Genomic DNA, 23,634 nt, shown 5'->3' with positions numbered 1-23,634 from the left:
TTTAGTTTTTTAGATAAGGGATGAGGTCATCCAGACGGTCCAGACTGAGGACGGCTTGGTCTTGCATGTCTTGGCTGGGTCTCACCAAGTCGGGAACAAGGACCGTATCAAGCCCCGCCCCCACCGCTGAAGTCAAACCGGACGGCGAATCTTCTAAAACAAGGACACGGTCAGCTTCCACTCCGGACCGGCGGAGCGCTTCCAGATAGAGGTCGGGGTAAGGTTTAGAGCGTTCAATATCCTCTCCACACAAATAGGCGGTGAAATAGGAGCGAATCCCGGTTTGCTCTGTCATGGTAAGAACATTATAGCGGGTAGAGGCGGACGTCACATAGCTAGACAAACCAACTGCCTGAGCAAAGTCCAAGACTTGACGCACACCCGGCTTCAGTTGGAGCTTTCCGGCTAAGACAGCTGTCCTAAAACGCTCCAAAGCCTGGTCAAACATAACTTGCCCTTGGTCTGGGCCAGCCCAATCCTGGAGTCTAGCTAAGGTATAGCGCCAACCCCGTCCAGCAAAGGCCATATGGTCAGCTTGCGTATAAGCATAACCAAATTCCGAAAGGGTCTCCCGACGTGTCTCATAGTAGAGGCGTTCTGTATCAATTAATAAGCCATCCATATCAAAGAATAGGTGTGTCTTTTGATTCAGCATATCCAATCCCCTCCTAATCGACCAAGGCAGCTGCCCCTAAAAGGCCATTATCCTTGCCTAAATGGCTAGCCCGGATATGGTCTAAAACATGCTCTTGGTCGCTAAAGAGCATGGCTTTCAAAGCGGTTTTTGTGGCTTGTAGATAATAGGGCTGCTCGATAATAACTGACCCTCCCAAGACAATTTCATCCGGGTCAAAGAAGCAAATGAGCTGGTAAAGCGACCAGGCAAGAACCTGGGCGCCCTCCTCAATCAAACGCTGTGCTTCAGCCTGGCCAGACTTGGCACGGTCAAAGATATCCTGGGTCGTCAGCTGAGGGTTAGCCAATAGGTCTTGTCCCCGCTCCTGGATAGCTGTCCCTGAAGCAAAATGTTGGACCAGCTGATCGGGCTTGCGGTAATCCACTGGAACAAGTGCTAGCTCGCCTGCAAAACCTTGCCCGCGAACTAAGTGCCCCTGAACAAAATTCTGGGAAGAAATGCCCGTTGAAACGGTCACATAGGAGAAGACCGCTTCCTCTCGCACGCTTCGCTCCTGGTATTCCGCCAAGGCAGCAACGGCAACGTCATTATCGATTACAATGGGGCAAGAGAAATAGGCTTGCAAGCGGTCTACAATAGGAAAGTTGGGCCAAGGAATCATCATCTGATAGCGCGCAATGCCCGCTTCCCGGTCCACCTTACCTGGAATGCCTAGCCCAATCCCACGCACACCTAGGGGTTGGGCCACAGCCATCAAGTCTGTAATTAGTTCTTTGACCACATGAAACAAGGCTTCACCATCCTCTTGCGGGGTCGCTGTACTCCGCTTCTCCACAATCTCTAGTTGGTCGGTCACAAGGGCAGCTGAGACCTTGCTGCCACCGACATCAACGCCAATCCGATAACTAGTCTCTTTAGCCACAAAGCATCACTTCCTTTACTTCTAGTTCACAACACTAAAACGTCTAGCAGCGGCCATATAAGCGTCCACATTCTCAAGGGGAGTCTCGAGCGGCAGGTCACAGCCTGGGGCTAGGATGAATTCTTTAGGATCACAGCCCATCAGCTCGTAAGCGGCTTGGACCGCATGACTGATTGATTCTGGACTTCCATGCCAGAATTCATCCACGGGGGCAATATTGCCTTGGAGAAGCAGGCGACCTCCAACACTATCCTTAGCTTGCTGCAGATCAACTACCTGGTCCAAACTGAAGGCATCCACGCCAATTTCGGCGATATCCTCTAGAATTTTTTGTGTCTGCCCGCAAATATGGAGGGCAACATGCAAGTTATGGGCATGAATATCAGCCACCAAGTCCTTGGTCGCTTCTTTAGCGAATTCCCGGTAGATTCTAGGGCTGATTAGGCTGCCAGATGCTACCGGATCCGAGAGGGAAATATAGATATGGTCAAGTTTTGAGAAGTCAGCAACAATCTCTTTGAGCAGGCCTGTCACACGGTCTAAAAGCTCATGGACTGCCGCCTTCTCCTTACGGGTTGCGCGCAAGAGCTGCTCAGGCGCCAGGAGTCCAGCCGCCGCTGTAAAAGGAGCAGGCATATGAATTCGGCAGAAGACCTGCCCCTCTGTCTCTTCTTGGATCATTTGAACTGCCTCATACACCTTCTGCCGACCCTTATCCGTCTCTCGATTGACCGCTTGAAAGTCCAACTGGTCCATATCAGACACTTGCGTCAAGGCATAGCGGCTGACTGAAGCCGGCGCATTCTCTGCCAGCTTAACTTCTGTCCCTAGGAGCCGGGTGAAATTCTTCGTCGAGTAGATCAAAGAAACCGCATCATGACCAAATCGTTGGTAAGAAGCCAGCATCTTTTTGGCTAAAGCTTCTGCCGAAGCCTCTGATTCCTGGTAAGTCATACCGACTAATTTAGCCGCAATGAGATTGTCATAGAGAATGACTGGGGCCCGATCAATTGGCTGACCCGCCTGGATGGCTTTATATCTTTCAACTGCTGTCATTTGGTCCATTTTGAAAACGCCTACCTTCTTGTACTGATACCTTATCATAGCATATTTTCACAAAGGCTAACATCAAAAAAGCTGTCTTTAATCAAGCGATATCGCACTTGGTGAATAAATGCGCAAGGGAAGCCTTGTCCCCTTGATCATTCTTTCACGATAGGAAACAGCTGGTATAAATTACACCTTAAAAAATACTGAATCTCACTAAGCGCACGCTAGCCTCTCCGAAATAAGTTGAAGAATCTAATCAATCCGGAGCAGATAAACTCCAGATTGGTCCAAGTTATACTTCTAATTCATTATCTGTTTGGGTTGCCCATTCCATCAAAGAGCCATCATACATAGCTAGCTGGTCTTGGCCTAAATACTTTAGGACAGCAGCTAGCCAGCAAGCTGCGATCCCAAAGCCGCAATAGGTAATGACGCGCTTATTGGGATCGAGCACGCCCAAGTCTGCAAAGATCTGACGCAAGTCTTTTTCAGGTAGAAGGGCCCCTGTCTCAGGATCAGATAAAGATCCGAAGAAGACATTGATTGCGGATGGAATGTGTCCCACTCTGTCGTCACCGAAGCCCGCAAAGTCCCCATCATATTGGGCCTTGGGCAGGCTATCTAAAAGGACAACACTCGGATCATCAACGGCTGCCTCCACTTCCGCAAGATCAGCGAGCAGCTCTTCTCGACGGCTAAAGTTTAACTGGCCTCGACTAGGCTCAGGAATTTCTGCCGTTAGGGGACGGCCTTCGCTCGCCCATTTATCCAAGCCCCCCTCAAGGATAGCAATTTGATCCTCAGGAAAGCCCTCATAAGCTAACTGCCAGGCTAAGCGCGCCGCCCACATATTCGCCGTAAAATCTGCGCCGACTTGGGCGCCCGAATCATAGATGACGACCTGACTATCCGCATTAATCCCTAAGTCTTCCATATTGCTCAAGAAACGCTCATGGCCAGTGGGCTGAAAGGGGATCGGTTCATGACTCGCTGCCTCTGCCAATTGGTCATAGAAGACCGCGCCTGGCAGGTGTTTGGTCGCATATTGGTCCTTACCCGAACGCAAAAACTCCCCCTCAGGATCATTAAAGAAAACCGTGGCGTCCACCAAAACGAGCTTTGGATCGCCGAGTTGACTGGCTAATTCTTCAGTTGATACGATATTTTTCATCAATAACCTCCTAAGCTTCAGCTAAGGCCACTTGGGCCGGACATTCCGTTGTTAATTCGCCCCCACAAGAGGATCCGAAGCCAGCGGTACAGCCATAACAGTAGTCGCGGAAGAGAATCTCCCGTCCAAGGTCATCCTTATCAATCACATCCGTAATGGTGTCTCCCGTGCTGATAGGCAGGTTGGCCATTTGGTGGAAGTCACAATCATAGAGCTGACCGTCATAACCCACCGACAACTGCGACCGGCACATCAAATTGGGCACCGTCACGGGGTTGAAGGCATTACGAAGGATATCCATATACTCATCATAATAGTCCATATCATTAAGAAAATCTTCGAAGTAGCCCATGGGAAGGTTGGTGATCGTATAGAGATTGGTAAATTCAATGCCATACTGGCCCAGATGGTTGCGGTAGTCGACGGCTAGAGCGTTTTGTCCGGGTGGCAAGGTCGCGCCAAGTGGGTTATGGACTAAGTTCAAAGGGCGGTCCTTGTCAATGCCATAACCATAGGAGTTCAGCTCTTGGAGAACCTTAGTCAACTTCTTGAAGACCCCGCTCCCACGGACGATATCCACATTGTCTTCCGTATAGCAAGGCATCGAAATAAAAATCGTCACAGGGTATTTTTGGTAAAAGGCGCGCATTCTTTTATTTAAAAAGGTGCCATTGGTTCGAACGATGACCTCGTCAACATAGGGGGCCCCTTTTTCTGCCAGATAGGTAAAACCTGGGTGCATGGTAGGCTCCCCACCTGTAATATCCAAGGTCTTTATTTCATCATGGGCCTTGAGGAATTCGATACAAGCGTCCATAATTTCTGGTGACATCATTTCATTCTTCGAATCGCGCATCACGTGACAGTGGCGGCAGCGCAGGTTACACACCTTACCAATATTTACTTGCAAGGTGGTAATCTCTGAGGTCCGCCGGTATTCTGGTTCAATACGGTCAATAAAATCAGTTGTCATGACTTGCTCCTTTCATTCTTTACTTATTATCTAATGATAGCCAGGTCTGATAGAGGTGGTCTTTCAGCTCTTCTGGCCGACTAATTCTCGGTGTTGTGATCAAGCGACGTTGATAGGGCTTAGTTGCCACATACTGGGTGGGATCTTGACTGGGGCAATGGAGACGGCCCCGGGATAAGCCCTCAACACTTAGCCAATATTCCGCTTGGTCTAAGCTAAAGTATTCTGGATGGACCAGGCAGGCGGCAGCCAGGCTATCCCAGTTATAAAAGCCCTTAATGCCATACTCCAAGTCATTATCCCGGAACCAGGGTTCTGAATATTTCTTAATCAGTTGAACAAGCGGGCCCTCAGCTTGGGCAAAAGCCGCTTCATACTGATCCTGGGTGAAAAGCAGGTCCAAGCAATGATTGCCTGTCATGACGCGGACATTCTGCCCTTTAGTTAAGACTTGGTAAGCCGCCTGGGGATCACAAGAGAAATTCAATTCGAGCATCTCCTGCTTAGCAAAGTTCAAAGGTGCAGTCGTTCCGCCCATCAAGGCAATTCCCTTCAACTGGTCAAAGAAATGCGGGTTCACTAGTGAAGCCCCCATGAGATTGGTCAGAGACCCTGTCGCTAGGAGGTACAAGTCACCGGCATGTTGGTCGGCCAAATCAGCTAACAGCTGACTCGCCGGATTCAGATAATCCCCACAAGCCTGGCCGCCCTTAGCATAGGGCAGGTCAAGCTGGAGGGTCTCTAAGAGCCGCTGGGTATCGCGGTCAACCAGTTCAATCCCCTTATTACCGAAAGTCGATGTCACAGCTAAGAGCTCCACTTCCGGGCAAGCTAGCAAGTAGAGCAAGGCCATGCCATCATCTACATCGCGATTAGCCGTAAAAAAAGTATTATCAAAGTCAATGGCTACCTTCATTGGGCAACTCCTTTCCATGCCTAGCTTTTATCCCCGCAATAAGCACTTGAAGGAGGCTGAGAGCAAGGAAAAGTAGATAGTAAAGATAATAGGTGTCCAGGCGGTCAAACCCCCAAAACAAGCTATAGAAGCTAAAGGCTAAAGTCAGTACCAGTGCCCCGTAGGCTGACCGCTCTTTGTAGCGAAGCAAGAGCATAACGACAGCTATAAGGCACAGGCTAGGGAGCACCCAAGTCCAAAAGCCATGGTAAGCTTCGGCTTGCTTTGAGCGGTAGAGTACCGATCGCATGAAATTCAAGTGATTAGCATAGAAGGGACGGACCTGGGTCATCAAAAAGATAGCGAGAACTTGTAGGCAGCGTAAGCTTACGATGATGAGCTGGATAGGCCTTGACTTAATCAAGAATTTCCACATCATTTCCACGTGGATCGCCCAACTGCACAGGATACTTGCTGGCATCTTTTTGGTGGTTCAGGTTCCATTCATACCAGCCCCCATCTTGGACAGAAATGTCATCCCAACCGGCTTGCTTGGCCACAAAGAAAGCCGTAGTATTGCGCCAACCTGTACCGCAATAGAAAGTAACTGGCTTGTCCTTACTGATGCCCCATTCTTCCCAATCCGCAAATACCGCTTGCGGATCGCGGATCGTACCGTCTTCATTGGTCAGATAGTTGACGTCAGCTGCTGTTTCACTAGCCTTGGCCCAGACTGCTCCCTTGATTTCACCTGCCTTGTCAATATAGTCATAACCGGATGTTTCCCCAATAAACTCGGGCCAGGAACGCACGGAAGCAACCACTAAGTCTGGTTGGGACGCCTGAGCTGCTAGCAAGTCATCTGACGTCTTCAGGTAAACTTCTGGCCGGCCCGGATAGTTCCCGCCAAAATCTTCCGCTGCAGCGACTTGGGGTGTCTCCTCAGTCAATTCAAAGCCGGCCTTCTCCCAGGCTGCTTTGCCCCCATCAATAATGTGCACATCCTCCACACCGAGATAATAAGCGGCAAAGGCTACACGGGAAGCCGCGTTAACATCCTCACCATAAACAAAGAGCGGCGTATCCTTGGTCACACCCTTAGCAAGAAAAGCTTTTACCAAGTCATCATCTGCTAGAAGATTCCAATCGCTTTCTTCTGTCTCAATCGCCATCGTGTCCATGAGCTGAGCGCCAGGCAGGTGGCCCTTTTTATAGGCTGCATCCCCATAGCCCGCTTCTAAAACCTTCACGGTCTGGTCCTGATCTATCTGGTCTTTGGCCCAAGCTGCATCCACAAAGATATCATCTGGCTTGGTCTGCCCTGCTTGGACCAGGTGGGTCTCTTCACTTGAAGGTGGAGCTGGTTGGTCTGAGTCCTTTGCCGTCGAATTTTGCCCTTGGCAGGCCCCCAAAAGAAAGCTTGCCAGTCCAGCTACTAGTAGAATCTTTTTCGTCCAATGCATCCGTATCTCCTCTTTCCTCTTCAAATAATAATTAATTCGATTCATCACTATATCCCTAGCTAATGCCTTAATTTAGGCTCTAAAGTCTCGCACCGGCCGAGGCAGGATCATAAGCTATTGTTGCCGATAAAATCTTTGGATGTCTTCAATTGATACTCCCTTCCGGAATAAAGCCTGGGCTCTCTGCATCTTAACTAAAGTCTTCAGATAACCGTTGGCCTCAAAGCGCCGAGCGGAGGTATAAATCTTCTGCCCTGCCACCCGGCAGTGGGCGCCAGCTACCTTAGCCCGAATAGACAAATCATAATCTTCCATTAAAGGATAAGGCCGGAAACCTCCTAGGTCCTGGTAGAAATCGCGGCGCATGTGCATGCCTTGGTCCCCGAAGGCAATATGACGGTAGCGCAACCGCCAATTGGACCCCGCTGCAATCAAACGCATCCGCCAGTCCTTTGTCGTAAAGCTCAAGGGGAAGGCGGCAAAAGGGGCTGCTTGGCAGTTAGTTTGGACCTCCTTTAGAGGACAAGCTTTAAAGAAAGAATCTGCATGTAGGAAGAATAAAATCTCTCCCTGACTAGCCAGAGCTCCGGCATGGAGTTGCTGGCCCCGACCGGGCTTGGACATGAGGACCGGATAACCTGCTGCCCGAATCAGATTGGGCGTTCCATCCTGGCTCCCACCATCGACGAAGAGAAAGTCATGGGGAATGTCCTGGCTAAAAACGCCCAAATGATCAAAAAGCTGAGCAAGTTGGTCACGCTCATTAAAGACAGGGATAATAATACTAATCATGAGCTAATTAAGAGCCTTTTTTTTATTCTTGCGGTCGGTATAAATACGGCGGAAAAGCCCAATTAAAACACTCAAGGCAAAAAGAATAAGAAGGCCCGTAACGAGTTTCTGAGCGCCACCCGTCAGCATGCCGCCGACATAGGAATAAATTAGAGTAGCCGGCAATTGGCCAATCCCTGTTGCAATAAAATATCCCCAAAAGCCCATAGAAGTAAGCCCTGCAGCATAAGAGACAATGTCAAAAGACATAAAGGGCAAGAGTCGAGCGACAAGGATTGTCTGCATCCCATAGCGGTCGAAGAAATTCTCAATACTCTCTAAGCCGCGCTTGGTCGTAAAGCGAATCACAACATCCCGACCCAAGATGCGGGCAATATAGAAGCAAAGGGCTGCCCCTACCATGGCACTAGACCAAGAAAGGATAGCTCCTTGCCACCAGCCGAATAAATTCGCATTGGTTACCGTAATTAAGAAGGCTGGCAGCGGTGCAATCACTGCTGTCAATACCATTAAAAAGAAGGAAATGGCTGCTGCATAGCCTCCATATGAATCAATGAATTTTCTTACTTCCTCAAAATTCCCTGTGCCAAACATCTTAAAGACTTGGTTGATCCAGTCTCGGACACTAGGAACTAAGAGGTAGATGGCCAAACAAACGACAAGAATCCCTAATAGAAGCCAGCGTTTCTTTGAGGCTTCAGATTGTACTTTCGTCATAAGACGCCTCCCTTGACTAAAAACGAGGGAGCCCAAAATATTTTGGGTCTCCCTCCTACCCAACATTAAACTTAGGCTCTATTTCTCTGAGAGGTCGAAGCCATCCCATTCTTTAGTGCCTTCTGTGGCATTAATGGTATTGTAGCCTTCATCTGTCAATGCTTGGGCGATCGTATTGGACTTGTTGCCTGAATAGCAATAAGTCAAGATTGTTTTATCTTTTGGAATATCATCTTTTTTAGCCTCTAAGTCGTCGACTTCAATATTGACTGCCCCTTTGACATGGCCTTTATCATAGTCTTTAGCTTTACGGGCATCAATGACATAATACTCTCCATCATTGTTATCGACCATCTCTTGGAATTTATCGCCTAAGACATAGCCGACTTGGGTCATCGTCGAATAATCATGGTCTTTGACCCCATCTGCGTTATAAACTTCTTGGAAGCCATTCTTAGCCAAAATTTCTGCGCCTTCTTGGCTCTTTTGACCGGTGTTACAGATCGTTACAACATTTTCTTTCTTATAGTTGGCGAGGCGGTCGAGATTATTTTCGAGTTCATCGACTGGAATATTGATGGCCCACTTCACATGGCCTTCCTTATATTCATCTTCTGGGCGGACATCAATGACCAGATAATCTTCCTTCTTCTTGTCATCTGCCAAGGCCTTATCTAGGTCTTCACCTGAAATACTTTGAATTTCTGCCGCTTGGTCAGCGCTGGCTTCTGTTTGCGCATCATTTGACCCGCCAGCAGAAGAATTCGCATTATCGGCACAAGCAGCGAGTGACAGTGAAGTAAGAGCGGTTAAACTTAATAATAATAATTTCTTTGACATCAGTTATTCTCCTTTATTTCTTATATTTTCCATTGTTTTAATTCTTCAGCGCCGCCATTAACGGCAAAATCTAAGAGTTCCTGAACACCCAAGCGCTCTGTCTCGAGGTCAAAAGCTTGACCGGCGAAGCTGTGGCCCAAAGCAAAAGGCGTTTCTAGCATACGCGGTGGACGAGCCTTCTCAGCGACATTGGGCAGGTGCATCATAGAAGCCGTGCGTATGCCCCGGCTTTCAATTTCTCTTTGTATCAGCCCCACGGACTGGTGGCAAATATATCAGCCTGGAGACAGCAGGGCAATGTCCACCTGGTCGGCCACTAATTGGTCGGCAATAGCCGGAGCGGTTTTATTCATTAATTTTTTAACCTGGGGAATATAGCCCATTAGACCAAAATGACGAGGCGCCACTTGGCCAATTCTGCCTTCATTTGCGAATTGCCGCAGAATATCCAAAGGGAAAACCAAGTTAATATCTTCTAAGGCATCCTTGGTATCGTAATGGTCATGGTTGACGGTCAAATCTGCATAATCCACATCTCCCGGGATCAGACGGAAGCTCGGGTCTCCCTTCTTTGTTTCAAAAGCTGGGTCTGACTTCAGGCGAATCCCCGCTGTCGTAATGAAGGCTACCCTGGCCTCGGTCAGGTCCTTATCCATGTGCGCAATTGGAGGAGCCGAATTAATCGTAACCACCATATGCTGGGCCACCCGACTAATGACAACTTCTTTTAGGCTTCGACGATTTTTTTTAACGATAAGAATCCTCCTCTCTTTAGCTTGCTAGCCGCTTTGCAATATAAGCTTCGATCATCTGGATAAAGTCGGGGCTTAGGAAGCGTGAGATCACACGATAAGTATCCTCATCACGGGCCAATTTCCCTGCTTCATTATATTGAACATAGGCCATGGCACACCAAGTCAAGCCCCTCAAGCAAGTAAAGACTAAATATTGGTCCAATTTCGCCCGGTCAACCCCTATATCGGAATGGGCATCATAAGCCTGGATAAAGTCTTCTAGGGCTTGGTCATCGTAGAGATAATCCGTCTTCCATAGCGTTGTCGTAGGAGCCAAGAAATGGCCTAGGTCCTGCTCACGCTCACCGATCAAGGGCTTCTCCCAATCAATCACATAAGATTGTCCTTGAGGATTAATCAAGAAGTTCGATGCATTCAATTCCGTATTAATGATACAAGGATTGGCCAAGGGGGCCGTATGGTCATAGGCTTTCAACTGGTCTAACAGCTTCTGGATCCGACTGACTACATCCTCTGAGCGCCCCGACCAAGCCCGGTAATGAGCGAACATGCTTTCAAATTCTTCAAACATTACCGCAAAAGGCTGGCCAGCATAAATTAAATGGCTGGCCGGCTTGGGATCCTGTTTGTGAATCTGAGCCAATAAGGCGGCCGCTAGGAGACTATCCTGGCTGTAATCTAATTGACGGCCAGGTAGGAACTCTTCAACTAAATAACCCGCTCCAAGTAAGGGATGGTAGTCACAGAGGCTGAGTGCCTTAGGCGTGACACCACTGTTTTCGAGTGCCTTCAATGCCCCGTACTCATATTGAATCTGTTGGTCGAGGTGGAGCTGAGAACCCAAGGCAATCCGCAAGAGTTTGGTCTCCTGGTCGAAAATAAAATTCGCATTATATTCCCCTTGGGCAAGGAATTTCGCCTCCGAATCACCTGTCAGCACCACTGCAATATCTTCCTTGTCATCAATATCTCTGATGGGATCCAACAACTTATAATCTAGGTCCTGTTTTTCTGCTTGGGACAGGGTAGCTGCTAAGACAGATGGCTGGCCATAAGCCGCCAAATCAAACAAATCTGGATAGAAATCAGACATCGCAATCAAGCCATAGCCTCCGTCCTGGCTCGGCGCTAAGACTAAGTCACAAGAGTCTAGGTAAGTAAAAGCCTGGTTAATCGCTTCAGTGGTCAAATCATACAGGTCACTTCCCATAAGCCCGACTTGGTCATAGCCCTGGTCGAAAGCTGCCTGGATAGCCTGAGACATACGCAAGCCCAAATCCCCGCCTTCCTGCCAGAAAACGGGCTCCTGGTCAAGGTCTAAAAAGTCATCGAGTTGATAGCCCGCTTGCTTGGCTGTTACCCAGAAACAAAGGTCTGCTTGACTAGCCTTGGCCCGGCGATAATTCTCTTCTAAAAGAAAGAGACTGAGCCTTTGAATATGTTCAGGATCCAAAAAATCAGCCAAACGACTCTTCGTCTCGCCTTTTAGCGGTAAACGGGTCATAATAATGAGTAGTTTTTTCATAACTTTTGTATATAAAGCAATCCATATAAGCAAAAAAGTTGCTGACAATAAATGCCAACAACTCTTTGAATAATGGATACCCCGCCGGTAATTTGTTGAATGATGCGGCGACGAAGCCTCTTCGCATAGCAAATAAAACACTAAGCCTAGCCGCTATGCCCCACAAGCAAGCTCACAATATCCCCATTAGAAAGAATGCAGCATTTATCGTATACTTTCTCAGTATTCCTATTATGGATTCACCTTAGATACATGATAAATGCCCCCTCTCTAATGTATTCATTCAAACGTTACCATAATCACATGAAAAACTCAACTCATCTGACCCTTTATTTTTAACTTTTTTATTCATCAGCAAGAAATAAGAAAAGCCCTCATATGGATCGGTAATGGGGGGGATCCATCATGAGGGCCCTGGCGCAGTCGCCAACTCTTTCAGTAAAGAACAGACTAGCACGTAGGAAGCGCAAGGAAATCGACTATCAAAGTTGGAGAAAAACTTTTTATCTTCCTAAAACGGTCTATTTATTTGTGATGGTAGTAATCAAATACCTGCTAGGCGAGTTCTTTACTGAATGGAACTGGCGACTAGAGTTCTCAGCTTAAAGCCTTAGTTATCTTAGACCTAAAGCAATCCGGGCATAGCGGGTCAAACGTTCGGGACTCCAAACCGGCTGCCAAACTAATTCAACTTTCACATCTTGAATCACCGGAAGCTCTCTTAGGGCATCCATCAGCGTCTGGAAGATCACGTCAGCTAAGGGACAACCTGGCATGGTGAGGGTCATCCGTACCCACAGATGCCCCTGACCATCATACAAGAGGTCATAAATTAAACCTAAATTATAGATATCGATGCCTAATTCGGGATCAATCACTTCCTGACAGGCTGCAATCACCTCTTCATAAAGTTCTGGATCCCGCAAGCTCAGTTCGGTAAATTGATGAGGATCCGAGAAACTTTGGGAATTTGTGGCGGCCGCATAATTCTCATTCCAGTCCTGGTTCTGGGCCAATTGCTCTTCAATCTCTTCCTTAATTGAGAGGGGGAGGGCCTCTTTATTCCCCATTTCTAGTTTGTCTTTATCGATGGTCAAAGGAATCGCCTCCAATTCTGCTTTCACTAAGTAGATAGTCTACGCGTGTCCGGCGATTTTTTCAAGCTAAAAGAGCAAAAAAGCGCCGCAAACAAATGCGAGCGCTTAATTGATAGGAGTCCTCTCTTCTAGGCAAGCACTGACCAGGTTAAAAATAGGCATAAAAAACCCCGTCCGCTTAAATCCTAGCACTAAAACTCATTAAATAGGCGCATTTACAAATGTTTGCTAAACTAGCGTCATTTAACTGTACTCATAGCTTAACCATGTAAATACCCCCACTCATTTATTTAGTGATACTATTAACAATATACAATAATTTAATTCATTTAGCAAGCTGAAAATGATAGAAAACAGCTGGCCAGACTGGCCTGGCGACTTTTGTTATAATAAACTTAGAACAAAGCAAGGAGGAAATGATATGACTCGATTACACGCAACTTTCTATTCCGATACCCTACGGATGGATATGCATCTCAATATCCTCGTCCCCCAGAACTGTGAGCGTACTCCCGACGCAATCCGTCAGAAACGCCGACCCCCTTACCGTGTCCTCTACCTCTTACATGGCCTGTCCAGTAACGAAGATGGCTGGTTACGCTTCACTTCACTCGAACGCTATGCCCGCGACTTGGACCTGGTTATTGTAATGCCTACCACCCACCGCGGCTTCTATATGAATACGGCCAAGGCCTATGCCTACAGTGATTTTATCAGTTTGGAGCTGCCGGCTTATATCCAAAACTTGCTCCCTGTGTCCAGCAAGCGGGAAGATACCTTTATTGCCGGAGCTTCCATGGGCGGCTATGGAGCGCTCAAGGCAGCCTTCACTTATCCCGAACAATATGGCTATGTAGCTTCCTTATCGGGTGTTACAGATATTTCTGCCCGCTACCAAGACGGTCCTGATCCAAAATCTCCTTTTGAATTTGATCTGCTCTTTGGCGGACAAGACCCTAAAGATACCGACAAAGACATTTACCACTTGGTGGACCAAGCCCTCCAAGCAGACATTGACCTGCCCCAAGTCTTCCTCACTTGCGGCAAGGAAGATGCGCTCATTGAACAGAACCATGACTTTAAGACCCGCTACCAAGACCAGCTCCAGCTCACTTTCCAAGAAGGGGAAGGAGGTCACGGTTGGGACTACTGGGACGAACATATCCAAGACGTCCTCGACTGGCTCCCGGGCTTATCTAAGTAAGCGCTCAGCCTAAAATAAAATCAAGAACCACTAAAAAAGAGCGCCTCCTTCCTTCGAACGAGGCGCTCTTCGCTTAAGCTTCATCTGCTTCAGCAGCTACCTGGACAACTTCCAATCCTGCTTGGTCGAGAGCCTGGGCGATGTTTGCCGGAATCCCGCTGTCCGTATAGACCCGGTCAACTTCAGCCAAGCGAAATTGCAGGATGCCTTGGGGGTTGGTAAATTTAGACGAATCCATCAAGACATTGATTTCTTGGGCCGATTCTGCCAGAGTTCGGGCAGCATCGATCCGAGCCACATCCACCCCCGTAAAGCCCTTCTTGGGGTCAAAGCCATCCATCCCCATAAAGAAGTGGTGGACCTGAAAATAAGAGGCGATTTCACGCAGGAAGGGCCCGACACAAACCTGGGAGTCCTTCTGGTATTCCCCACCTAAGAGAATCAACTTAACGCTGGAGGATTTGTGCACAAAGGAAGCAATAAAGGTTGAATTGGTAATAATGGTGATATCCCGCTTTTCAAAGGCAAGGATTTCCGCTAGAAGAGCACAGGTCCCCCCCGATTCAATCATCACAGTATCCCCATCCTGGATGGTCTCCGCCGCCCTTTTGGCAATCCGGTGCTTCACGTCATAGTTGACAGCCAAGCGGTAATTCATATCCGCACTGCTGCTGACTACCGCATAGCCGTGCTGGCGGCTCAGGATTCCCCGCTCTTCTAAACGATCCAAGTCTTTACGAATGGTGACCTTAGAAACCTGGAAGTGGTCGGCCAGTTCATTAACAGAGACCTTACGCTTCTGACTCACCCACTCCACAATCGCATCTTGTCTCTTCACTCTTCTTCCCCCTTCTTTAATCTTTTTCCAAGCAAGCTAGACTCACTTTCAATCCTTCCTTAAAGCACGTATAATAGGAGACACAAGCCTATGAAAGGAGTCTTCGCATGGACCTCATATTTCTCGAAGCCTACCTCCAGGAAAAAATCTGGGGCGGGCATAAATTAAAAGATATCTACCAGTTTCCGCTCAAGTCTGACCACACGGGAGAAGCCTGGATCATCTCTGGACACCCCCACGGCCCTTCGCGGGTCACTTCTCCTCAAGCCTATGCTGGGATGACCCTAGCTGAACTCTACCAAGACCAACCGGAGCTCTTTGGCCAGCCAGACGACAGTCAATTCCCCCTCTTGGTGAAGATTCTCGACGCCAAAGAGGACCTCTCTGTCCAAGTCCATCCAGACGACAACTACGCTTGGACCCATGAAGGCGAAGCCGGCAAGACGGAATGTTGGTATGTCATTGCGGCTGAGGAGGGCACAGAGATTGTTTATGGCCACCGGGCACAGAGCCGAGAAGAATTCCTGCAGCTGGCTGACCAAGGCCAGTGGGACCACTTGCTCAAGCGTCGTCCCATCCAAGCAGGCGACTTCTTCCCCGTCCCGGCTGGAACCATCCATGCCATTGGAGGCGGGGCGCTCATCCTCGAAACCCAGCAGAGTTCCGACACCACCTACCGGGTCTACGACTACGACCGCAAGGATAAAGACGGCAAGAAGCGGCAACTCCACCTAGACCAAGCCGCCGCTGTGACCCAGTTTCCAAGCCGGGAGACCCAAGCCCAGACCCAGACAGATAAGCAGGCAGGCGGCCAAATTACTGAGCTTTGGGCTAACCCGCATTTTACCGTCTACCTCTGGCAGGTCGATGGCGAGCTCCAGGTAGACACCCAGACCCATCCCTACAGCCTAGTCAGCCTCATCCAGGGCCAAGCCCAAATTGAGGCAGCAGGGAAATCTTATGCCCTCACAGCCGGCCAGTCCTTTATCATCCCCCATGCCATCCAGAGCGTCAAGCTCCAGGGCCAAGCCCAGCTCATCTGTTCCCATCCTTAGCCTTAGGAGAACTAAGGCTTCTTCCGCCAAGACAGCAGGGCCCGCTTGACCACTTCAAAGAAAGAAAGCGAGCGGACAATGCGGTCAGCTGGCACATAGTGACGGACCTGACGCAACAAAGCCTTGGTATCTTTAGCTGCGAAGCTGAAGCTACCGGCTTTTTGTGTTTGGATGGCGAAACGCGGAATCCAACGGCCTGAGAAGAGGATGGAGACCACTACATAGTCAATTTCCTCCCAGGGAATCTGGATAAAGTTAGCCGGATTGCGGTCATCATAGAATTCAAAGGCCGCATTCCCTAAGAGAATTTTACCATAATCCGCCATCCCTAAAAATGATGTTGCCTTGGTCACGTAAACGACCTCTTGGTTTAAAGACTGTACCATAGCGACTCCTTTCCTATCAATCAAACGAAGAAAGCCCTGGGACACTCGAACAAAGCAGGAAGTCTTCAAAAGTCAGCCCTGATAGTCAGTCCACGAATAATAGAAGAGCCTTTAGCAAGCTTCTTCCATTGTTCGCAGACAGTTACTATAACTGATTCAAGGTTAAGTGACTTTTATTATACTCTCCAGTTGCTCAAGTGGATGCCAGGGCTAACTTTCAAACTATTTATTCACTACATAAGACCGATCACATGGAGGATAACCCCCGCTACGAAGAGGCCCAGAATAATCACAATAGGTGAGACCTTCTTGTTCAATAACCACATACAGAAGAGGGTCAATAAGAGACCAGCCAGCCCAGGAATCAGGCTATCCAAGTTATCTTGGAGGGTCGTTACTTTAGTCGGTTCTAAAGATAAGCCCTGGGCCTGTTGTTGGAGGGCGACCTTAATTCCTTCTGCACCGGCAGGGAGTTTATCCCATTCAATATAAGCCCCTTGGTCGAGAGGAACCTCTGATACCACCGGGGTAAAGGAGATTGCCACCCAACGGTTAACTAAGGAGCCAAGGATAAACATCCCCAGAATAGAAGCCCCCTTGGTAATATCTTGGAGCAGACCACCCGACAAGTCTTCGGTAATCCGCGACCCGGCCTTATAGCCAAATTCTTGGGTATACCACATGAAGCCCAAACGGATAACATTCCATGCCACAAAATAAATAATTGGGCCGAGAATATTGCCCCCCATCGCTAGAGAAGCGGCTAGGGCCCCTACAATTGGTTTCACGGTGAACCAAAAAACAGGGTCGCCGATTCCTGCTAGAGGACCCATCATCCCCACTTTAACCCCTTGGATGGCCACATCATCTACGGGTGCCCCATTCGCACGTTCCTCTTCCAGAGCTAGGGTAACACCTAGAATAGGTGAAGCCACATAGGGGTGGGTATTAAAGAATTCCAAATGCCGCTGCAAAGCCTTGGCCTGGTCATCCTTCGTCTTATAGAGTTTGCGAATAGCTGGAATCATTGAGAAGACCCAGCCACCATTCTGCATCCGTTCATAGTTCCAAGAACCTTGGAGATAGGTGGACCGTAGCCAGACGGAGATACGGTCACGTTTCGATAGTTTAACGCCTTCTGCCATTACGAATTCTCCTTTCTTTAATAGTCATCAATCAAGTCGCCAACAGGGTCCCCGGTATGTTTAGGACCAGACTGTCCATTGCCTGACCCGCCCATCTTGGAGAGTTGGAGATAGAGTAAAGCCAAGGCGATACCAATTGCCCCGAGGCCGATCAAGGTGAGCTCTTGGATGGTCGCAAGGACGAAGCCAATGGCAAAGAAAGGCCAAACTTCGCGAGTCGCCATCATGTTGATAACCATAGCATAGCCTACAGCAACCACCATGCCCCCACCGATGGAAAGCCCTTCTGTCAACCAGTCAGGCATGGCTAAGAGGAGTTCGCGTACGGGACCCGCCCCAATCGCTAGGATCAAAGCGGCAGGAATCGCAATCCGAACCCCCTGCATGATAATCGCAATCACATGCCAGAGCTCAACCTTGCGAATATTCCCTTCAGCTGCCGCCCCATCCATAATATGGACGATCCCTGTTGCTAGGGTCCGGCAAATGATGGTAAGGAGCAGACCCGCTACGGCTAGCGGAACAGCCAAGGCAATGGCTGAACCGATTCCCGCCTGGCCTTGCCCCCCTAAAACTAAAATAATAGCTGAAGCAACGGCGGCTAAGGCAGCATCCGGAGCAACGGCCGCCCCAATATTCGCCCAACCTAAAGCAATCATCTGTAAAGATCCGCCCAGCATCAGGCAGGGTCCTAGCTGGCCACTAACGAGTCCAATCAAGGTACAGGCAATCACCGGTTGGTGAAAGTGCCAGGCATCCAAGATCCCCTCGGTTCCAGCTAAGAAGGCAATAAAGATAATCAAAATAATTTGGATAATATTCAAATCCATGAGAATGTTCCCTCCTTAAGCATTTATTTTATGCATTCTGTTTGTCAATTTCCTTCTGTGCTTGTTGCAAGATACTGTCCATGTTATCAGCTTGGTCAGCAGGTACCTTGCGCACATCGAAGCGCAGGCCTTTATCTTTCAAAGCTTTGAAGGTGTCAATATCTTCCTGGCTGAAGGCCAAGACCTTATTAGGTTGGACCTTGCCCTTGGTGTGGGCCATGGAGCCCACATTAACCTCTTCCAGTGGGACACCACCTTCTACAACCCGCAAGACATCTTGAGGATTTTCAAAGAGTAAGAGGGCCCGTTCCTTACCGAAGTGTTCTTGGTCCTTGCCGATCTTGATCATCTGGTCAATCGGAATCACATGGGCCTTAACACCCGACGGCGCCGCTTGCTTAATCAATTGGGTCCGCAAGTCATCTTGGGCCACAGCATCCGATACCACAATAATTCGCGTGGGATGTGTCGCCCGGGTCCAGCCCGTTGCAACCTGGCCGTGCAAGAGGCGGGAGTCGATCCGCGCCAGGACAATATCCATCTGGCCGGGGCTTCCTACTTGACCATTGCTTGCCGGAGCTGCTTCTTCACCTGCTTCCTCTGCCTCTGAGCCTTCCTTAGCCAGGCCCTCGGGTAGGGGCTTAACCCCGTCCTTGGCTGTATCTAGGATATGACCCGCAATCTCTTGGGCAGTCGTCATAGAGAAGCGTGACGCATAGGCCTCAATCACCATGGGCAGGTTCATACCCGACACAATGGCCCAGCTATCTTCATGTCCTTCGAATAAATTACTTGCCTGGTTGAAGGGCGTCCCACCCCACAAGTCAACCAAAAACAATACCTGGTCAGGATCTGAAAAAGATGCAATGGCTTCTTCCATCTTGGCCCGCACATCGTCCGGCCCTTCCGAAGGGAGCAGGGTGACTGCTGCCACATCTTCCTGGTCGCCAAAAATCATAGCCCCCGATTGCAAAATGCCATTCGCAAACTCACCATGACTAGCGAGGATAATTCCAACCATTCCAATACCTCCTTGTTCATTCTGTATAAATTTAATCTATCAATGAAAACGATTACCAATTTATTATAACCTTTTTAAACTTTCCTTTCAAGGTTAAATCGCTTTCGTTTTCTATCGTTTCGTAAATCGATTCCAGGTCAAAAGAAAGAAACTCCACCAGACCGGGGAGAGACAAAACTTCCGTCAAAAAATACCATTTAAAAAGAAGCTGGGACAAAAGTCCCGGCTTCTATATAGAATACGAACTATTCTTTAAAAACGTGTTCCAAAAGTCAGCCCTGACATCCACTTCGTACAGGGTGTGAGCAAAGGCGTCCAAAAAGGGATGACTGGAGGCAAAGAGGATAAGAGCGGCTTTAGCCGATCGTTCCACTTTGCTGAAGTCACTCCCTTTTTGCCTTTGTGAACCCAACTACGAATTATGGAAGATCCTTTGACAAGGTTCTTCCATAATTCGCGGACAGTTGCTATAGCTGTTCGAAGCGAAGCGAGTTACAGATATAGTATGCGTTAGCAGATTCAGGGCTAACCGACTTTTGTCACACTCTCCTAAAAAATTTCAAAGCTTATTCTTATTGTAAGTTCCGCCCTCGAGCAGGCAGAATCATTTATTTTTGATTGTCAATAACCTGGCGCATCTTAGCTGCCACATTGTCAGCAGTGAAGCCTAATTGCTCTTGGATCAGGTCACCAGGTGCAGAGAAACCAAATTGGTCAATGGTTAGGCTATCGCCTTGGCTGCCAACATAGCGTTCCCAACCGAAAGAAGCACTCATTTCGACAGCCAGTCGGGCGGTCACTTGGCTTGGGAGGATACTTTCTTTATAAGCTTCATCTTGGGCTTCAAAGCAATCCCAGCTTGGCATAGAAACTACAGCAACGTCTAAGTCAGCTTCTGCTAGCTTAGCTTGGGCTTCAATCGCCAAGGCCACTTCTGACCCAGTCGCTAGGATCAGGCCATCCGCTTCTGCATGGTCAGCTTGGGCAGGGGAAACGATATAGGCCCCCTTATCGATTGGCGCTTGGACTGTATTTTCCAGGCTTGGGAGGCCTTGGCGGCTGAGGACGAGCACGGTTGGCTTGTCCTGGGTTTCAACAGCTTGCTTCCAAGCAGCGACGGTTTCATTGGCATCAGCTGGGCGGATAACTTGAACATTCGGAATGGACCGGATGCTGGCTAATTGTTCGATTGGCTCATGGGTTGGCCCATCTTCCCCGACCGCTACGGAATCGTGGGTCATCACGAAGACAGGGGCTGTGCCTTGGATGGCTGCCAAGCGGAGAGCTGGGCGCAAGTAGTCAACGAAGGAGAAGAAGGTCCCGCCATAAACCTTGGACCCGCCGTGGAGTTGAATCCCATTCATAGCCGCTGCCATAGCAAATTCACGAACGCCAAACCAGATATTACGTCCGGCGTAGTTATCCGGGGTAAAGTCTTCTTCTGCACTGACCATGGTCTTATTGGAAGAAGCCAGGTCAGCTGCCCCACCCCAGAGATAAGGTAATTTCTCTGAAAGCACCTGGAGGACTTCATGGCTCGATTGACGGGAGGCTAACTTGCTGTCGCTAGCATAGACCGGCAAGTCTTCTGCCCAGTCACTTGGCAAGTCCTGGCTGAAGCCGAGCTTGAAGTCTCGGGCTAAGTCGGGATAGGCTTGGCGGTAAGCTTCGAAGGCTTCTTCCCAAGCAGCTTCAGCCTGGGCACCAGCTTCCACCATTTCGCTTTGGAAACGCGCTTTAACTTCTTCTGGAACGAAGAAATCATCATTCTCCCATTGGTAGATGGCCTTAGCTGCCAAGATGCCTTCCTTACCCAGTGGAGCCCCGTGGACTGCTGAACTACCGGCATTAGGTGCGCCATAACCAATCACGGTCTTCACTTCAATCAGACTTGGTTGGTCGGTGTGGGCCTTGGCCTCTTTAATGGCTTGGTCAATTGCTTCCAGGTCATTGCCATCTTCTACCCGGAGATAATGCCAATTGTTCGCTTTAAAGCGTTGTTGGACATTTTCTGTGAAGGCCTTAGAGGTCGGGCCGTCCAAGGAAATATCGTTCGAATCATAGAGCACCACTAACTTGCCGAGGCCCAGGTGACCAGCTAAGGAAGCAGCTTCTTGGGAGATGCCCTCCATAAGGTCCCCGTCCCCACAAAGGGCATAGGTATAATGGTCCACAACCTGATGGTCTTCCTGGTTATAGCGGGCTGCTAAGTGGGCTTCGGCCATAGCCATACCCACTGCCATCCCAATCCCTTGACCGAGCGGGCCAGTGGTTGCTTCAACCCCATCGGTATGGTTCACTTCAGGGTGACCAGGCGTCCGACTCTCCCATTGGCGGAAAGCCTTAAGGTCATCAACCGTCACATCATAACCTGCCAAGTGCAAGAGCGAATAAAGCATAGCTGACCCGTGACCTGCCGAAAGAATGAAACGGTCGCGGTCAACCCAGTTTGTTGACGTTTTTGGATTCACTTTTAAGTGTTTGGTCCAGAGCACGTAAGCCATTGGCGCTGCCCCCATCGGCAAACCAGGGTGGCCAGAATTAGCCTTCTCAATCATGTCCATGCTGAGGGTACGAATCGTATTCACTCCGAGCTCATCAACTTTATCGAACAATTACTTCACCTCTAAATTATTATTTCTAGGTCCTTGGACCCGGTTGCAATCTGTCACTCCTATTATCCTAGAAGCGCCCGGGATATGCAATGTTTAAATTAAAATTTCATTGACTTCACAGAAATATGCAAAAAAGCTCCTCTCCCAAAAGGAGAAGAGCCTCTAAATTTATCAAGTCTTGATCAAAATAGCCTGTTAACTAGGCCTAGTATTCACTTAAGTGACCCTTCTTGTACATAAAGTAAGCGGTAGCTACCGAAACCAACATACAAGAAATCAAAATATAGGACTGGTATTGGGCAAAGCCCTGGGGCCCTAAGATTAAGAAGAGACCGACTGCAAATAAGATTGGAGCGACCGATAACTTCTTATGGTTGAGGATCTGTGGCACTGTAATCGCACCATAAAGCGCTGGGATGATTTGGTCAAAGCCTGGCTTCAGGAAGGGATGGTTGAGGATGGGAACGAGCCAGGACCCGATTAGGAAGGCCCCTAAGACCAAGATAATAATAGTCACAATGGAAGAAATCCCCACACAGATAATGGCAATCACATTACCCTTATCCGTCCCCGGTTCCACACCGGCAATCTTTTGGCCAGCAACCGTAACTGGAATCTTCAAATTCGTAATGTTCCCAGTAATGGAGCTGAGATACATGGCCCCAGCTCCCAAGATAGGATAGAAGGAGATATTCTCAACCACCGCTGTTGGAAGGAAGATGGCAATCAGACCAGAAGCTGCAGCCAAGGCCTTGCCAAAGTCAAGCCCTACCCCTAGCCAGTAAGCTGTTCCCAGGGGGACCATGAACATCCCCATGAGGGCAATGATACTTGTTATCCGGCCCAAACGATTAATCTCCCGGCTATATTGGGCATCAGATTCTATTTTTCTCTTATTTTCTGCCATATGAGCACCTCCTAGAAGACATTAGCATAGACGATGACAGCTAGCATTCCTACGATCAGAGAAATCGGCATGGAAAAATCACGCAAGAGTCGCTGGTCGTAACGCTTAGATAAAGCATTGAGAACCAGGGTACACAGCCCCGCTGCTGCAAAAGCGATAATCGACGAAATGTTAGCCACGTTAGCGACATAAGGGGTAGACAAGGTAATCAGCATGGCGGTAAAGAGAGCGGCTGAGAAGATCCCCACGAAAGCCTTACTCTTCGGATTCTCCCGCATCTTCTGAGACATCTTATCCAGCTGACCCATGAAGAGGATGTTAAAGAGAATCCCCCAGATAATCCCAATCGTCATAACAAACATGATAATGACATAAATCTTGGGCGTTAAACCAGGATCGGAAATATCCGTCAGGCCCTGGCTCTGAGCTGCAATATTAGCCGCCGACCCCTCATAGACAGCTGACCCAACAATGGATAGGCGGAGCCAAGGGAAGTATTTCCCCAAGGGCACCGAGAGAGCCAGCATCATCACGATGATGGGGAGAGAAGGCACGATCGATAAGAGGGCACTATTGGTCATGGCCCGCTTCAATACCTCTTTCTCCATGTCAAGTTCCAGTCCTCGCTTCCAAGCTTTACGGATAAAGAGCAAAGATTGGATGACAACAATTAGAATAACCAAGGCACAGAGGGCAAAGACCACCGGACTATTGGCTACCTTTAAATAGTCACTCATTATTTTCATCTCCTTTGATAAAAAAGGAGGCTAGGAGCCAGTCCTAGTCCCCTCTAGTT

24 protein-coding genes are annotated in these 23,634 nt (G+C 48.8%); 2 read left to right on the top strand and 22 right to left on the bottom strand.

What is annotated here, in order from left to right:
- Position 1: 1 nt before the first annotated feature.
- From F6I03_RS05370 to F6I03_RS05310, 14 genes are all read right to left on the bottom strand, one after another.
- On the bottom strand, positions 2-655 hold the full coding sequence (locus F6I03_RS05370; protein WP_070430461.1) for an HAD family hydrolase: 654 nt from the start codon (positions 653-655) through the stop codon (positions 2-4).
- Between the two features lie 13 nt (positions 656-668).
- A complete protein-coding gene (locus tag F6I03_RS05365; RefSeq protein ID WP_070430460.1) occupies positions 669-1,559 on the bottom strand; it encodes an ROK family protein in 891 nt (296 codons plus the stop codon).
- Between the two features lie 21 nt (positions 1,560-1,580).
- Complete coding sequence (locus tag F6I03_RS05360; RefSeq protein WP_070430459.1) at positions 1,581-2,624, bottom strand: uroporphyrinogen decarboxylase family protein; 1,044 nt, start codon at positions 2,622-2,624, stop codon at positions 1,581-1,583.
- Positions 2,625-2,901: 277 nt separating this feature from the next.
- Complete coding sequence (locus F6I03_RS05355) at positions 2,902-3,780, bottom strand: sulfurtransferase (protein ID WP_070430458.1); 879 nt, start codon at positions 3,778-3,780, stop codon at positions 2,902-2,904.
- Positions 3,781-3,790: 10 nt separating this feature from the next.
- Entirely contained in the window at positions 3,791-4,753 is a 963-nt protein-coding gene (gene arsS, locus F6I03_RS05350; RefSeq protein ID WP_070430457.1) for an arsenosugar biosynthesis radical SAM (seleno)protein ArsS, read from the bottom strand.
- A gap of 19 nt (positions 4,754-4,772) precedes the next feature.
- The gene (locus tag F6I03_RS05345) at positions 4,773-5,669 is read right to left on the bottom strand and encodes a nucleoside hydrolase (RefSeq protein ID WP_070430456.1); all 897 of its coding nucleotides are present in this window, start codon (positions 5,667-5,669) and stop codon (positions 4,773-4,775) included.
- A gap of 395 nt (positions 5,670-6,064) precedes the next feature.
- On the bottom strand, positions 6,065-7,111 hold the full coding sequence (locus F6I03_RS05340) for a sulfurtransferase (RefSeq protein ID WP_070430454.1): 1,047 nt from the start codon (positions 7,109-7,111) through the stop codon (positions 6,065-6,067).
- Positions 7,112-7,225: 114 nt separating this feature from the next.
- Positions 7,226-7,903: a TIGR04283 family arsenosugar biosynthesis glycosyltransferase gene (locus F6I03_RS05335; protein ID WP_070430453.1), complete on the bottom strand. Its 678-nt coding sequence runs from the start codon at positions 7,901-7,903 to the stop codon at positions 7,226-7,228.
- Between the two features lie 3 nt (positions 7,904-7,906).
- Complete coding sequence (locus F6I03_RS05330; protein WP_070430452.1) at positions 7,907-8,620, bottom strand: TVP38/TMEM64 family protein; 714 nt, start codon at positions 8,618-8,620, stop codon at positions 7,907-7,909.
- Between the two features lie 78 nt (positions 8,621-8,698).
- Positions 8,699-9,460, bottom strand: a complete 762-nt coding sequence (locus tag F6I03_RS05325) for a rhodanese-like domain-containing protein (RefSeq protein ID WP_070430451.1) — start codon at positions 9,458-9,460, stop codon at positions 8,699-8,701.
- 20 nt (positions 9,461-9,480) lie between these two features.
- Positions 9,481-9,621, bottom strand: coding sequence for a hypothetical protein (locus F6I03_RS09775; RefSeq protein WP_168160461.1), 141 nt, complete (start codon positions 9,619-9,621; stop codon positions 9,481-9,483).
- Positions 9,622-9,735: 114 nt separating this feature from the next.
- Positions 9,736-10,155 (bottom strand): glycine/sarcosine/betaine reductase selenoprotein B family protein, encoded by a 420-nt coding sequence (locus tag F6I03_RS05320; protein ID WP_070430450.1) that lies wholly within the window; start codon positions 10,153-10,155, stop codon positions 9,736-9,738.
- A 76-nt stretch (positions 10,156-10,231) separates the two neighbouring features.
- Positions 10,232-11,740: a TIGR04282 family arsenosugar biosynthesis glycosyltransferase gene (locus tag F6I03_RS05315; protein ID WP_070430449.1), complete on the bottom strand. Its 1,509-nt coding sequence runs from the start codon at positions 11,738-11,740 to the stop codon at positions 10,232-10,234.
- A 614-nt stretch (positions 11,741-12,354) separates the two neighbouring features.
- Positions 12,355-12,672, bottom strand: coding sequence for a metal-sulfur cluster assembly factor (locus F6I03_RS05310; RefSeq protein ID WP_070430476.1), 318 nt, complete (start codon positions 12,670-12,672; stop codon positions 12,355-12,357).
- A gap of 586 nt (positions 12,673-13,258) precedes the next feature.
- Between F6I03_RS05310 and F6I03_RS05305 the strand changes: the two genes are divergently transcribed.
- Positions 13,259-14,041: an alpha/beta hydrolase gene (locus F6I03_RS05305; protein ID WP_070430447.1), complete on the top strand. Its 783-nt coding sequence runs from the start codon at positions 13,259-13,261 to the stop codon at positions 14,039-14,041.
- 73 nt (positions 14,042-14,114) lie between these two features.
- Here F6I03_RS05305 and F6I03_RS05300 read toward each other — a convergent pair whose 3' ends face one another.
- A complete protein-coding gene (locus F6I03_RS05300) occupies positions 14,115-14,879 on the bottom strand; it encodes a DeoR/GlpR family DNA-binding transcription regulator (RefSeq protein WP_070626106.1) in 765 nt (254 codons plus the stop codon).
- A gap of 107 nt (positions 14,880-14,986) precedes the next feature.
- Here F6I03_RS05300 and manA point away from each other — a divergent pair, with 107 nt between their 5' ends.
- A complete protein-coding gene (gene manA, locus F6I03_RS05295; protein ID WP_070430445.1) occupies positions 14,987-15,934 on the top strand; it encodes a mannose-6-phosphate isomerase, class I in 948 nt (315 codons plus the stop codon).
- An 11-nt stretch (positions 15,935-15,945) separates the two neighbouring features.
- On the opposite strand, the gene F6I03_RS05290 is transcribed toward manA, so the two are convergent.
- The 7 genes from F6I03_RS05290 to F6I03_RS05260 form a co-directional block, all read right to left on the bottom strand.
- Complete coding sequence (locus tag F6I03_RS05290; RefSeq protein ID WP_070430444.1) at positions 15,946-16,320, bottom strand: DUF956 family protein; 375 nt, start codon at positions 16,318-16,320, stop codon at positions 15,946-15,948.
- A 233-nt stretch (positions 16,321-16,553) separates the two neighbouring features.
- Positions 16,554-17,465 carry a PTS system mannose/fructose/sorbose family transporter subunit IID gene (locus F6I03_RS05285; protein WP_070430443.1) on the bottom strand — a complete coding sequence of 304 codons (912 nt, stop codon included), beginning with the start codon at positions 17,463-17,465 and terminating at the stop codon, positions 16,554-16,556.
- 17 nt (positions 17,466-17,482) lie between these two features.
- A complete protein-coding gene (locus F6I03_RS05280; protein ID WP_070430442.1) occupies positions 17,483-18,295 on the bottom strand; it encodes a PTS mannose/fructose/sorbose transporter subunit IIC in 813 nt (270 codons plus the stop codon).
- Positions 18,296-18,323: 28 nt separating this feature from the next.
- Positions 18,324-19,316 carry a PTS sugar transporter subunit IIB gene (locus tag F6I03_RS05275; protein WP_070430441.1) on the bottom strand — a complete coding sequence of 331 codons (993 nt, stop codon included), beginning with the start codon at positions 19,314-19,316 and terminating at the stop codon, positions 18,324-18,326.
- Positions 19,317-19,924: 608 nt separating this feature from the next.
- Positions 19,925-21,931, bottom strand: a complete 2,007-nt coding sequence (tkt, locus tag F6I03_RS05270; protein WP_070431350.1) for a transketolase — start codon at positions 21,929-21,931, stop codon at positions 19,925-19,927.
- A gap of 205 nt (positions 21,932-22,136) precedes the next feature.
- Positions 22,137-22,838 carry a hypothetical protein gene (locus tag F6I03_RS05265; RefSeq protein ID WP_070431349.1) on the bottom strand — a complete coding sequence of 234 codons (702 nt, stop codon included), beginning with the start codon at positions 22,836-22,838 and terminating at the stop codon, positions 22,137-22,139.
- A gap of 11 nt (positions 22,839-22,849) precedes the next feature.
- Positions 22,850-23,575, bottom strand: a complete 726-nt coding sequence (locus F6I03_RS05260; RefSeq protein WP_070431348.1) for a DUF5058 family protein — start codon at positions 23,573-23,575, stop codon at positions 22,850-22,852.
- Positions 23,576-23,634: the final 59 nt, after the last annotated feature.

The sequence above is a fragment of the Aerococcus sanguinicola genome, from assembly GCF_008726925.1.
GTDB lineage: Bacteria > Bacillota > Bacilli > Lactobacillales > Aerococcaceae > Aerococcus.
This window is presented reverse-complemented; position numbering and strand designations above follow the sequence as displayed.